The following is a 12,175-nucleotide window of genomic DNA, read 5'->3' as shown; positions in this document are numbered from 1 at the left end:
AGATGGTTCACAGCGGCACCGGCCCTTGGTCTGGTGCCGCTGTCGTTTTCGGCGCCGGCAAGGCGAGCTGGAGAGTGAGATGGATGAAGAAACCCTGTTGAAGAAACTGCGCTGGCGTTGCCGGCGCGGCATGCGCGAGCTCGATCAATTGTTCGGGCGCTATCTGGATCAACGCTGGGCGCAGGCTTCCGAGTCCGAGCGCGCGGTTTTCCTACAGCTGCTGGATTGCGAAGACGATAAGTTGTGGCGCTGGTTCATGGGATACGAGGCCTGCCCGGATGCCGTCAACGCCGCACTCATCGCCGATATTCGCGCCATGCCGGCTTGAATGGCGGCCCTCGCGCGGGCTTGCTTGCGCGCTGGGCGTGCTGAGCGCGCTCGCGTTGGGGGCGCTCTGGCGGAGCGGGGCACCGCCATGGCTGGCGATGCTGTTGTCCGTCTATACGGTGTTGACCGGTGGACGATCGCTGCGCCTGCTGTTGCGCTCGTCAGCACGGGAAGTGATCGTGCCCTGGAGCGAAACGCCTGCCAGCGTTGACGGTGTGCAGGTGCAGGGCCTGCAGGTGGCGTGGCGCGGGCCGATCGCGGTGGTGGCGTGGACCGGCCTGGATGCACGTCGCCAACGCCTGCTTTTCTGGCCGGATACCTTGCCCGCAGCGCAGCGACGTGAACTGCGTCTGGCCGCTCAGGCACACGCCATTTCGTCCCGGCGGCCGCAAGTGGCACCATAGCGTCCCTTTCCTGGTTGAACCGCATGTTCAAACCTATCCCGGTTGCCATCGGCTTGCGCTACCTGCGTGCCAAGCGGCGCAATGGCTTCATCTCGTTTATCTCGATGGCATCGATCCTGGGCATCGCCCTGGGCGTGACCGTGCTGATCACCACGCTGGCGGTGATGAGCGGTTTCCAGAAGGAAATCCGCGACCGTCTGCTGCAGATGGCCGCGCATGCCACGGTCAGTGCGGACGGTGCGCCGATGCACGACTGGCAGCATGCGGTCGAGGTCGCCATGGCCGATCCGCGCATTGCCGGTGCCGCGCCGTACATCGAAACCGAATCGCTGCTGCAGGGCCCGCGCAAGCAGCCGGCGATCGTGCGCGGCATCGTTCCTGCCGAAGAAGGCAAGGTATCGGTACTGGCCAAGAAGATGCAGCAGGGGTCGGTCGACAGCCTGACCCCGGGCTCCTACAACATCGTCATCGGCAAGGAGCTGGCGCTGTGGCTGGGCGTGGACATGGGCGACAGCATCGTGGTGCTGCTCAGCGATACCCAGGCCACGCCGCTGGGCGCGATGCCGCGGCTCAAGCGCTTCACCGTCAGCGGAATCTTCGAGGCGGGCTACAACGAGATCGACCGCGGCCTGGCCGTGGTCAACATGCAGGACCTGGCGCGCGTGTTGCGCATGGACGGCGTCACCGGCGTGCGGCTGCGCCTGCACGACATGGATCAGGCCTGGCCGGTGGCGCGCGATCTGGCGGTGAAGTTGCATGGCCCGTACCGGGTCAGCGACTGGACCCAGGAGAACGCCAATCTCTACCACTCGTTGAAGATGGAAAAGACCGTGATGGGCATCCTGCTGTCGCTGATCGTGGCGATGGGGGCGTTCAACCTGGTGTCCTCGCAGGTCATGCTGGTCACCGACAAGCAGGCCGACATCGCCATCCTGCGTACCCTGGGCCTGTCGCCTGCGGGGGTGATGCAGGTGTTCATGGTGCAAGGCTCGTTGATCGGCTTCATGGGCACGATCATGGGCGTGATCGGCGGCATCGTGCTGACGCTCAACCTGGAACGCATCCTGGGCGTGATCGAGACGATCTTCAGCGTCAAGCTGCTGCCCGAGGACGTGTATTACATCACCGGCTTGCCGACCGACATGCAGACCCAGGACGTGGTGGTGATCACCGTCGTCGCGCTGGTGATGAGTTTCCTGGCGACCTTGTATCCGGCATGGCGCGCCTCACGCACGCAGCCGGCGGAGGCGCTGCGTTATGAATGAGATCAGGGAATCGGCCGTGCAAACGCCAAACCAAGCAGAGGCGGTGATCCGCGCCGAGGGTCTGGCCAAGACCTACGCCGAAGGCAAGATGCGCACGCCGGTGTTTGACGGTCTGGATCTGACCGTGGCGACCGGCGAAACCGTGGCCATTGTCGGCGCCTCAGGGGCGGGCAAGAGCACGCTGCTGCATCTGCTCGGTGGCTTGGACATCCCGACCTCCGGCGAGGTGTACGTGGCCGGCCGGCGCATGTCGGCGTTGTCCGATGGCGAGCGCGGCAAGCTGCGTAATCAGGCCCTGGGTTTCGTCTACCAGTTCCATCATCTGCTGCCGGAATTCACCGCCCTGGAAAACGTGATGATGCCGGTGCTGCTGTCCGGGAAAGAGGTGTCGGTGGCGCGGGCGCAGGCCTTGCAGTTGCTGGAATCGGTCGGGCTCGGACATCGCATCGAGCACAAGCCGAGCGAGTTGTCCGGCGGCGAGCGTCAGCGTGCGGCGGTGGCGCGTGCGCTGGTGAACAAGCCAGGCTGCGTGCTGGGCGATGAGCCCACCGGCAACCTGGACGACAAGACCGCCGAGACCGTGTTCGAGCTGATGCTGGAACTCAACCGTGCACAGCGCACCAGTCTGGTCCTGGTAACGCACGATCGCAGCCTGGCGCGGCGCCTGGACCGCGTGCTCGAGCTGCATCAGGGCAAGCTGCGCGAACTGGCACCTTCTGCGGTGTGACAAGCACTGCCTGGCCGTCGGAATTCCTGGCGGCTGGGCGGTGTTGAACCCGCGGTCTCAGATTGAAGATCCTGGGGGTGGTGACGGGGGCATTCGCGTGATGCATCGACCGGCGTTCGCCACACATGCGCGTTCAGCACGCAATGCCCGCGCGGAGCATCGCGTCGATGCTCGCGGTGACGGAAGTCGCGTTGACAGGAAGAACGGTCGCCGCCACGTGTGTGGCGACGACCTAGCGCATCAGGGAATGATGCGCAGCGCGCGCAGGCGCGTGAACAGTTCCAGGAACGATGCACGGCTGTCATAGAAATCCATAAAGCCCAGTTCGCGGCTCTTGGTCATGTCGTTGACGCACTCGATCTCGCGGCCCAGGTCGGCATCGGTGTGCCACCAGGATGCCAATCGATTGACGTCGGCCTCCACCAGGCCATGCTGGCTGGCGATCTCGCTCCATATTGCCGGCGCGGTCTCGCTCAGGCGTGCCTCCAGCGGCTGCGGGGTCTCGGGGCAGGGCGCAGCGTCGAGCCCGAAGAAGTCGGCAATCTGGCTCCACATCCAGCGCCAGCGGAACACGTCGCCGTTGACGGTGTTGAAGGCCTGATTGCGTGCGGCCGGGCTCAGGCCTGCCCAGGCCAGCTGCTTGCCGAGCAGGCCGGCATCGGTCAGGTCGGTGAGGCTGTTCCACTGCGCCTGCGAGCCGGGAAACACGAACGGCTGGCCGGTGTGCTTGCACAGCGATGCATACACCGCCAGCGTCACGCCCATGTTCATCGCATTGCTGCCATTGGCCATGCCGATCATGGTGTGCGAGCGATGCACGCTCCAGCCAAAGCCATGCTGCTCGGCGTGTGCGAACAACAGGTCTTCCAGCGTGTAGTAGAAGTTCTCGCCGGGCTGGCGCGGCTCGCTTTCGCGGAACGGCGTTTCCGCCTTGCCGCTGCCGTAGTTCTCGAACGCGCCGAGGTAATGCTTGGTACCGGTGACCAGCGCCATGTGCTGCAGCGGCGCATCGCTCAACGCTTCGCAAAGATGCCGCATCATCGCGCCGTTGGCTTCGACGTTCTCGCGCTCGGTGTCGCGCCGTGTCCAGGTGCAGAAGAACACGTGGGTGATCGGCAGGCCACGCAGCGCGGTGCTGGTGCTGTCGGCATCCAGCAGATCGGCCGCAAGCGGGATCACGCCGTCCTGAGGCAGCGGGCGCCGTGCCAGGCCATAGACGGTCCAGCCATCGGCCACCAGGACATTGGCGAGGTTGTAACCGGAAATGCCGGTCACGCCGACAATCAGTGCAGTGCCTTTACGCATGGGGGAAGCTCCTCAGAAACAGTGGCGAACATAACGCGGCAGTCATGAAATCGAGGCGAATGCAGGCTGATACGGTTGCTGTGCGGCCTGCACACGCTGTCCTGCCTGGCGCATTGCACCTGCGTGGCATCACCTTCCACCGGCCGATGTACCACGGCAGGGTTAGCCTGATTCCTACCCCGCAATGCGCCGCTCGCGGCTGTGCCCGACGCAGGCGCTGGTCTAACTTGAGTCGGTGGATGGACCACGGCCGGGATGGCGACCGACAGCATGGATGCGTCAGCACAGGCACCGCCTACACCGCGGCGGATACCGACGATGACTGTGGCAGCGGCCTTGTTGCTGGGCATCGTGGTGTGCGCGTGGTCGCCTGCGCTGCTGTCGCGTGCGGTCTATGCGGCATGCCTTGCTGCAGCGGTGCTGGGCATCGGCCTCGGCACATGGCTGCGTCCGCGGCGGATCGTGTTGGTAGGGACACTGGCCAGCGCGCTGTTCGGTTTCGGCCTGATGGGCTGGCAGGTCGCCGGCGTCCTGCAGGCACAACTGCACCCGCAGGATGAAGCGCGGGAACTGACGGTGCGCGGGCAGATTGTCGAACTGCCGGTCGCCGAGCCACGACGCACGCGCTTTCAGCTGCGCGTGGATGACGATCCCACACAGCCTGCCGCACTGCGCGGCAAGCTGCTGCAGTTGGCCTGGTATGACGACTTCGGTGCCGAGCGCATCGGGCCGCGTGCCGCGCTGCGCGCGGGCGCCGCCTGGCAGCTGCGGCTCAAGCTGCGTGCGCCGCGCGGCTTGCGCAACCCTGGTGGCTTCGATGCCGAGCGGCAGGCACTGGCGCAGCGCATGGCTGCCAGCGGCTATGTGCGGGTGCCGATTGCGGCGCGGCAGACCGCTGCACCGCGCGGCGTGGATGCCTGGCGCGAAGCGATGTCGCAGCGCATTGCCGACCGCGTGCCCGGATCATCGGCGCCTTACCTGCGCGCGCTCGCCCTGGGCGACACGCGCGGGCTGGACGACGCAGCCTGGGCCACGCTGCGTGCGACCGGGCTCAGCCATCTGATTGCGATCTCGGGATTTCATGTGGGGCTGGTGGCTGCATTCGTCGCCCTGCTGGTCGCCGGACTCTGGCGAGCCTGGCCGGTGCTTGGAACGCGGATTCCGCGGTCCCATGCAGCTGCGGTCGCCGCCTTGTTCGGTGCCGCAGGCTATGCGGCGCTGGCGGGCCTGGCGCTGCCGACGGTGCGCACCGTGCTGATGATCGCCGTGGTCGCCTTGGCGCGAGTGCTGCGGCGGCGTGCCAGCACCGTGCAGATCCTCGCGCTGGCCTTGTTGGCAGTACTGCTGTGGGACCCGCTGAGCGTGCTGGTGGCGGGCTTCTGGCTCAGCTTTGCCGGGGTGGCCTGGCTGGTGTGGTGCCTGCCAGCGGACGATCGCGCGATCGTGCGCGGCTTCCTGTCCGCCCAGACCGTCGCCACTGTCGGCCTGCTGCCGTTGACCGTTAGCCTGTTCGGCCAGGCATCGTTGGTGGGGCCATTGGCCAATCTGGTCGCCATTCCCTGGTGGACTTTTGTAGTGGTGCCGCTCGCCTTGCTGGGCACCGGGCTGGAAGCAGTACATCCGGGAGCGGGCGTGTGGGCATGGCGATTGGCCGGCTGGTGCTTCGAGCTCACCTGGCCAGGCCTGGTCTGGCTTGGACAGACCTCGGTGGCGTTGTGGTGGGTACCCGAGTCCGATGCGCTCGCATTGGTCGCGGCCTTGCTCGGCGCGTTCTGGTTGCTGCTGCCGCGCGGCGCGCCCGGCAAATCCATGGCGCTGTTGTTGTGGTTGCCGCTGCTGTGGCCGGACCGCGAGCTGCCCGCGGCCGGCGAAGCCGACGTGCAGGTGCTGGACGTGGGGCAGGGTCTGGCCGTGCTGGTACGCACGCAACGGCATGCATTGCTGTTCGACACTGGTCCGGCGGTTCGCGACGGCTTCGATGCGGGCGAGCGGGTAGTGCTGCCGGCCTTGCGCGCGCTCGGGGTGCGGCGCCTGGATGCCATCGTGCTCAGTCACGCCGACGCCGACCATGCCGGCGGCTATGCAGCGGTGCGTGCTGGATTGCCCGTGGCGATGACGGCGGCACCGCCACAGGCGCCACCGGACGTCACCACCCGCTGCCGTGCCGGCCAGCAATGGGCATGGGATGGGGTGCGCTTTGGCTTCCTGCACCCCAGCGCCGGCTTTCCGTATCTGCGCAATCAGTCCAGTTGCGTGCTGCGCATCGAGACGCGGTATGGCAGCGCCTTGTTGCCGGGCGATATCGGCGAGCTCGTCGAGCGCCGCCTGCTGCGTGAACATGCCGCGGAGTTACGTGCCGATCTGGTGGTGGTCCCGCACCACGGCAGCGCCGACGGCTCGCATGCCGATTTCATCGCCGCCACCGGCGCGCGGCTGGCGCTGGTGTCCTCCGGGCACGGCAATCGCTTCGGTCACCCGCGTGCCGAGGTGGTGCAGCGCTGGCAGGGCAGTGGCGCCGAGTTGCTCGACACGGCCCAGGCCGGGGCAATCCGGGTCTGGCTGGGCGCCGACGGCCTGCAGGTACGCGAGCGCCGGCGCTGGCAGCCACGGCTCTGGGATGCTGCGGAACGGCGGCGGTCGGCTGCTATTCTATCGACCAGCGAATAGGCGGCCGCGTTGCCGGAGGAATCGAATCGTGTTGGAGCTGGTCAAGGCAGGCGGTTGGCCGATGGTGCCGTTGCTGTTGCTGGGCGTGATCGCGCTGGCGATCGTGCTGGAGCGTCTGTGGAGCCTGCGCCGCAACGAGGTGACCCCGCCAGGTCTGGGCGAGGAGGTCCGCAACTGGGCCGCGCGCGGCAAACTGGATCCCAGCCACATCGAGTCGCTGCGGCGTAATTCGCCGCTGGGCGCCTTGCTGGCCGCAGCGCTGGACGTGCGCGGTCGTCCGCGTGAATTGATTCGCGAGCGTATCGAGGACACCGGCCGGCATGTGGTGCACCGCATGGAGCGCTATCTGAATGCCTTGGGCACGATCGCCTCGGCCGGACCGCTGCTGGGACTGCTGGGCACGGTGGTCGGCATGATCCAGATGTTCCTGGGCATCCTCGATCACGGCGTGGGCGATGTGAACCAGCTGGCCGGCGGCATCGGCAAGGCGCTGGTGTGCACGGCCACCGGCATGATCATCGCGGTACCGGCATTGATGGCGCATCGCTTCTTCAAGGGCCGCATCGCCGGTTACATCATCGAGATGGAGCAGGAAGCCACCTTGTTGCTGGACACGATGGACGGCCGCGTGGTGCCAGCCGCCACGGCGCCGGTCGCGGCAGCTGGCAAACCCGTCATGGCAAAGGGCTGACGAATGCGCATCGGCAGTGACCGAAGCCAGGACGAGCCGCATATCGATCTGGTGCCATTGATTGACGTCATCCTTGTCCTCATCATCTTTTTCGTGGTGACCACGACTTTCGACGCACGCTCCACGCTGCAATTGCAGCTGCCGACCGCCAGCGACCAGCACAGCAGCACACCGCCACGTTCGCTGAGCGTGCTGGTCAATGCCGATGGGCGTTATTTCATCAACGATCAGGAAGTGCTGCGTTCGGACGTGGACTCGCTCAAGCAGACCATCGCCCAGCTCGCCGGCGACGACCGCGAGCAGACGGTGTTGCTGCGTGCCGATGCACGCACGCCGTATCAAGCGGTGGTGACCGCGCAGGATGCGTTGGGGCAACTCGGCTTCCGCCGCATCGCGATCGCCACAGCGCCTCAAGCCGGGGCGACACCCACGACCGGCCAGACACGCACTAACGGAACCCGCCAGTGACCACCTCCAACGACCGCCCGGCGCCGGTTTCGTCCTGGCGCACGTACCGTCGCCTGCTGGCCTTCGCCAAGCCGTATCGCCTGTTGCTGGTCGCCGCGCTGATTGCCGCGCTGATCGAGGCGGCCGGCACGACCGGCTTCCTGGCGTTGATGAAGCCGATCACCGACGAGACCTTCATCTACAAGAATGCCGAAGTCAGTCGCTGGCTGCCGGTGCAGATCATCCTGTTGTTCGTGGTGCGCGGGGTTGCCGGCTACATCACCGATATGGCGATGGGCAAATCCGCACGCAGCATCGCGCGCGACCTGCGCGTCAAGGTGATGTCCAAATATCTGCGCCTGCCGGGATCGCGCTTCGATTCCGAACCGGTGCCGTCGATGCTGATCCGCCTGGGCTCGGACTCGGACCAGGTGGCGCAGGCGGCGGTGGATGCGGTCAAGGTGATGATCCAGCAGTCGCTGCAGGTGATCGGCGCGCTGGCGCTGATGCTGTGGCATAGCTGGCAGGTCACGCTGACCATCCTGGTGCTGGCGCCGGTGCTGGCCTGGGTGATGGACAAGGTGGCGCGGCGCTATCGGCGCATCAGTCACAGCATCCAGGAAAGCGGCGCGCATCTGCTGCAGGCGGCCGACCAGACCTTGTCCAGCCATCAGGAGGTCAAGATCTACGGTGCCCAGCAGACCGAAATGGAGCGCTATGGCGCGCTGGCCGACCGCAATCTGCGTCTGGCGATGAAGGTCGAATCCACGCGTGGCATTTCCACCGCCACGGTGCAGATGATCGGTGCGATCGGTCTGTCGGCGCTGCTGTTCGTGGCCGGTGCCCAGGCACTGGCCGGGCGGCTGACCGCCGGCGACTTCGTGGTGCTGATGACCTCGATGCTGACGATCATTCCGGGCCTCAAGCAGCTCACCAATGTGCAGAACATGGTGCAGCGGGGCCTGGCCTCGGCCGAGCGCCTGTTCTCGGTGCTCGACAGTCCCGACGAGCCGGACCAGGGCGCGGTGCCGCTGACGCGCGCCAAGGGCCTGATCGAATTCCGCAATGTCACTGCACGCTATCCGGGCCAGGTGAACCCGGCCCTGGCCGAGGTCAGTTTCGTGGCGCAACCGGGCACGGTGACGGCGATCGTCGGGCGTTCCGGCAGCGGCAAGTCCAGCCTGATCAAGTTGATCCCGCGCTTCTACGAAGCAGAGTCCGGGCAGATCCTGCTCGACGGGCACCCGGTGCAGGCGTACGCGCTGGCCGATCTGCGGCGGCAGATCGCGCTGGTTGGCCAGCAGGTCATGCTGTTCGACGGCAGCATCGCCGACAACGTCGCCTATGGCGAAATGCGCAGTGCCGATGCCGGCCAGCTGGAACGCGCCATCCTGGGCGCCAACGCGATGGAGTTCGTCGCGCAATTGCCCGAAGGCCTGCAGTCGCATGTGGGCACCAAGGGCGGGCGCCTGTCCGGCGGCCAGCGCCAGCGTCTGGCGATCGCGCGCGCAATGCTCAAGGACGCGCCGATCCTGATCCTGGACGAAGCCACCGCGGCGCTGGACAACGAATCCGAACGCCTGGTGCAGGACGCCTTGCACAAGCTGATGCCGGACCGCACCACGTTGGTGATCGCGCACCGCCTGTCCACCATCGAGCATGCCGACCAGGTGCTGGTGATGGACCAGGGCCGTATCGTCGAGCGCGGCACCCACCACCAATTGCTGGAGCAGGGCGGCTTGTACTCGCACCTGCACGGCATGCAGTTTCGCGAACGTCAGGCATGAGCAAGCGCGGCACCCGCACGCCGGGTTACTGGTACGACAATGCGCCGATCCCGCTGTCGGCGCGCCTGCTGGCGCCGGTCTACGGTGCTGCCATCGCGCTGCGACGCGCCCTGTATCGCCGCGGCTGGCGCAAGCGCCACGGCGTGCCGGTGCCGGTGATCGTGGTGGGCAACGTCACTGCCGGCGGCACCGGCAAGACGCCGTTGACGATTGCCCTGGTCGCCAAGTTGCAGGAGGCCGGCTGGACGCCTGGCGTGGCCAGTCGCGGGTATGGCCGTGACGAATCAGGCACGGCACGCTGGGTCGAGGCGGACACGTCAGTCGCGCTCGGCGGCGACGAGCCGGTCCTGATTGCCTGGAAGACCGGCGCCCGCGTACGCGTGGACAGCGATCGCCTGGCTGCGGCGCGCGCCCTGGTCGAAGCGGGCTGCGACATCGTCGTCTGCGATGACGGGTTGCAGCACTACCGGCTGGCCCGCGATGTCGAGATCGAAGTGGTCGATGGCCAGCGTCGCTACGGCAACGGGCGCCTGCTGCCGGCCGGGCCGCTGCGCGAGCCGGCTGCACGCGCACGCGACTGCGATTTCCGTGTGGTCAATCTGGGCCAGGCCAGCGCAGCAACGACGGCACCCGCGCCCGATGACGCCGGATTCGGCGAATGGCAGATGCGCCTGAGCATCGACAGTGTGCAACCGATGGATGGCAAGCGCGCTCAGCCATTGAGCCGGCTGGCCGGCCAGCGCGTGCATGCGGTGGCCGGGATTGCGCATCCGGAACGTTTCTTCGCAATGCTGCGCGCGCGCGGCATTGGCGTGGTGCCGCATGCCTTTCCCGATCACCATGTCTATCGCGCCGCCGACTTCAGCTTCGGCAGCCGCCTGCCGGTGCTGATGACCGAAAAGGATGCAGTGAAGTGCAGGCCATTTGCCGACGAATGGCTGTACAGCGTGCCGCTCAAGGCGGAGCTGCCGGCGGCGTTCTGGGTGAGCCTGCTGGATCGCCTGGACAAGTTGGCCAGCCGGCAGGGCGTGTGAACGCTGCGCCGGCAGGGCGATCTGCGGCTTGGTTGCAGGGTCCTTGCCGACCCACCGTCGTGGGACACGCCGCAAGAACATCAAGGTCCCGCGACGGTGGGCGGGCAATGACCAATCAAGATGGTCGGTGTGCCTGTGCGGGCAGTACGGGCAGCGGCGCGTAGTGCCGATGTCGGGCATCGCCGCCCAACTGACCACCGTGACTTCGCTCACACCACGACATCATGCGATTCGGTTATCTCGTTTCTTCCACTCTTCCTGTTTTCCAGAGCGCGCACGCATGACTAACTCAACGCCTGCAGATTTCGTCGTCGCCATTCCCGCACGCTACGCTTCCACACGCTTGCCGGGCAAGCCGCTGCAGTTGATCGGCGATCACCCGATGATCCAGCATGTGGCCGAGCGGGCGCTGCTGGCCGGCGCGCGCGAGGTCTGGGTGGCCACCGACGATGCACGCATTGCCGAGGTGGTCGAAGGCCTGTCCGGCGTGCATGTGGCGATGACCGGCGACGCGCACGCATCGGGTACCGACCGGCTTGCCGAATGCGCGCGGATCGCCGGATGGGAAGCCGATACCTGCGTGGTGAACCTGCAGGGCGACGAGCCGTTCGCGCCGGCCGCCGGCATCCGTGCGGTGGCCGAGCTGCTGCTGCACTCCGGCGCCGAAATGGCCACGCTGGCCGCGCAGGTCGACGGCGCGCACGAACTGTTCGATCCGAACGTGGTCAAGCTGGTGCGTAACGCAGGTGGCGACGCCTTGTACTTCAGTCGCGCGCCGATTCCCTGGCATCGCGACAGCTTCGCCAGTCAGCGCGACAGCTTGCCCGGTGACGGGCAATGGCTGCGCCATATCGGGATCTACGCCTACCGCGCAGGATTTCTGCAGCGCTTCGCGGCAATGCCGCCCGGCATGCTGGAGCGCATCGAGTCGCTGGAACAATTGCGCGTGATGGAGGCCGGCTACCGTATCGCGGTGGCGTTGACGCCGGAGCAGTTTCCGGCCGGCATCGATACCCCTGACGATCTGGCGCGCGCGCAAACCCGCGTGGCAGCGGCATGAGGGTGCTGATCGTGTGTCTGGGCAATATCTGCCGCTCGCCGATGGGCGAGGGTGCCCTGCGTGCACGGCTGGACGAGGCGCGGCTGTCGCGGCGGATCGAGGTCGATTCGGCCGGCACCGGCGACTGGCATGCCGGCGATCGGCCGGACCCACGCGCGATTCGCTGCGCACGCGGCCATGGCGTGGACATCTCCGGGTTGCGCGCGCGCCAGGTGCGCGGCGCCGACTTCGAACACTTCGACTGGTTGCTGTGCGCCGATGGCAGCAATCTGCGCGATCTGCAACGCCTCGCCCCGGCGCCGCTGCGCGACAAGGTCGCGCTCTGGCTGCCCTGGGCCGGTGTGGAAGAGCGTGACGATATCCCCGACCCCTACACCGGTGACATGGACGATTTCGAGCGTGCCTGGCAACTGGTCGATACCGCTGCGCGCCAGACCGTGGCCAGACTCACCCGCAGCTAA

Annotated in this window: 11 protein-coding genes and 1 pseudogene; 11 read left to right on the top strand and 1 reads right to left on the bottom strand. The window is 66.8% G+C overall.

Features of this window, described 5'->3' with window-relative positions:
• Positions 1 to 79 precede the first annotated feature (79 nt).
• Genes ACCQ04_RS11050 through lolD form a run of 4 tightly spaced genes read left to right on the top strand, consistent with a single transcriptional unit; the run spans position 80 to position 2,723 of the window.
• A complete protein-coding gene (locus tag ACCQ04_RS11050) occupies positions 80 to 328 on the top strand; it encodes an FAD assembly factor SdhE (RefSeq protein ID WP_016902588.1) in 249 nt (82 codons plus the stop codon).
• A complete protein-coding gene (locus ACCQ04_RS11045; protein WP_065047439.1) occupies positions 279 to 731 on the top strand; it encodes a hypothetical protein in 453 nt (150 codons plus the stop codon). The genes ACCQ04_RS11050 and ACCQ04_RS11045 overlap by 50 nt, the downstream gene beginning before the upstream one ends.
• 23 nt (positions 732 to 754) lie before the next feature.
• A complete protein-coding gene (locus ACCQ04_RS11040) occupies positions 755 to 1,996 on the top strand; it encodes a lipoprotein-releasing ABC transporter permease subunit (protein ID WP_054592953.1) in 1,242 nt (413 codons plus the stop codon).
• A gap of 16 nt (positions 1,997 to 2,012) precedes the next feature.
• Complete coding sequence (gene lolD / locus ACCQ04_RS11035) at positions 2,013 to 2,723, top strand: lipoprotein-releasing ABC transporter ATP-binding protein LolD (RefSeq protein ID WP_476001609.1); 711 nt, start codon at positions 2,013 to 2,015, stop codon at positions 2,721 to 2,723.
• Between the two features lie 240 nt (positions 2,724 to 2,963).
• Here lolD and ACCQ04_RS11030 read toward each other — a convergent pair whose 3' ends face one another.
• Positions 2,964 to 4,028, bottom strand: coding sequence for an SDR family oxidoreductase (locus tag ACCQ04_RS11030; RefSeq protein ID WP_054592954.1), 1,065 nt, complete (start codon positions 4,026 to 4,028; stop codon positions 2,964 to 2,966).
• Between the two features lie 255 nt (positions 4,029 to 4,283).
• On the opposite strand from ACCQ04_RS11030, the pseudogene ACCQ04_RS11025 reads away from it, so the two are divergent.
• From ACCQ04_RS11025 to ACCQ04_RS10995, 7 genes and pseudogenes are all read left to right on the top strand, one after another.
• Positions 4,284 to 6,830: pseudogene (locus ACCQ04_RS11025) on the top strand (DNA internalization-related competence protein ComEC/Rec2); the annotation flags it as partial.
• On the top strand, positions 6,724 to 7,386 hold the full coding sequence (locus ACCQ04_RS11020; protein WP_039514427.1) for a MotA/TolQ/ExbB proton channel family protein: 663 nt from the start codon (positions 6,724 to 6,726) through the stop codon (positions 7,384 to 7,386). The pseudogene ACCQ04_RS11025 and the gene ACCQ04_RS11020, both read left to right, overlap by 107 nt.
• 3 nt (positions 7,387 to 7,389) lie before the next feature.
• The gene (locus ACCQ04_RS11015) at positions 7,390 to 7,854 is read left to right on the top strand and encodes an ExbD/TolR family protein (protein WP_047125309.1); all 465 of its coding nucleotides are present in this window, start codon (positions 7,390 to 7,392) and stop codon (positions 7,852 to 7,854) included.
• Positions 7,851 to 9,620, top strand: coding sequence for a lipid A export permease/ATP-binding protein MsbA (msbA, locus tag ACCQ04_RS11010; protein ID WP_016902580.1), 1,770 nt, complete (start codon positions 7,851 to 7,853; stop codon positions 9,618 to 9,620). Before ACCQ04_RS11015 ends, msbA begins: the two co-directional genes overlap by 4 nt.
• On the top strand, positions 9,617 to 10,654 hold the full coding sequence (gene lpxK / locus ACCQ04_RS11005; protein ID WP_226427727.1) for a tetraacyldisaccharide 4'-kinase: 1,038 nt from the start codon (positions 9,617 to 9,619) through the stop codon (positions 10,652 to 10,654). Before msbA ends, lpxK begins: the two co-directional genes overlap by 4 nt.
• Positions 10,655 to 10,934: 280 nt before the next feature.
• On the top strand, positions 10,935 to 11,714 hold the full coding sequence (gene kdsB / locus ACCQ04_RS11000; protein ID WP_104568414.1) for a 3-deoxy-manno-octulosonate cytidylyltransferase: 780 nt from the start codon (positions 10,935 to 10,937) through the stop codon (positions 11,712 to 11,714).
• On the top strand, positions 11,711 to 12,175 hold the full coding sequence (locus tag ACCQ04_RS10995; RefSeq protein ID WP_184456001.1) for a low molecular weight protein-tyrosine-phosphatase: 465 nt from the start codon (positions 11,711 to 11,713) through the stop codon (positions 12,173 to 12,175). Before kdsB ends, ACCQ04_RS10995 begins: the two co-directional genes overlap by 4 nt.

It is taken from the genome of Xanthomonas sp. NCPPB 2866 (genome assembly GCF_041475745.2).
GTDB classification, from domain to species: Bacteria; Pseudomonadota; Gammaproteobacteria; order Xanthomonadales; family Xanthomonadaceae; genus Xanthomonas; species Xanthomonas arboricola.
Note: the sequence above shows the minus strand (reverse complement) of the source record. Positions and strands in the feature narration are given on the sequence as shown.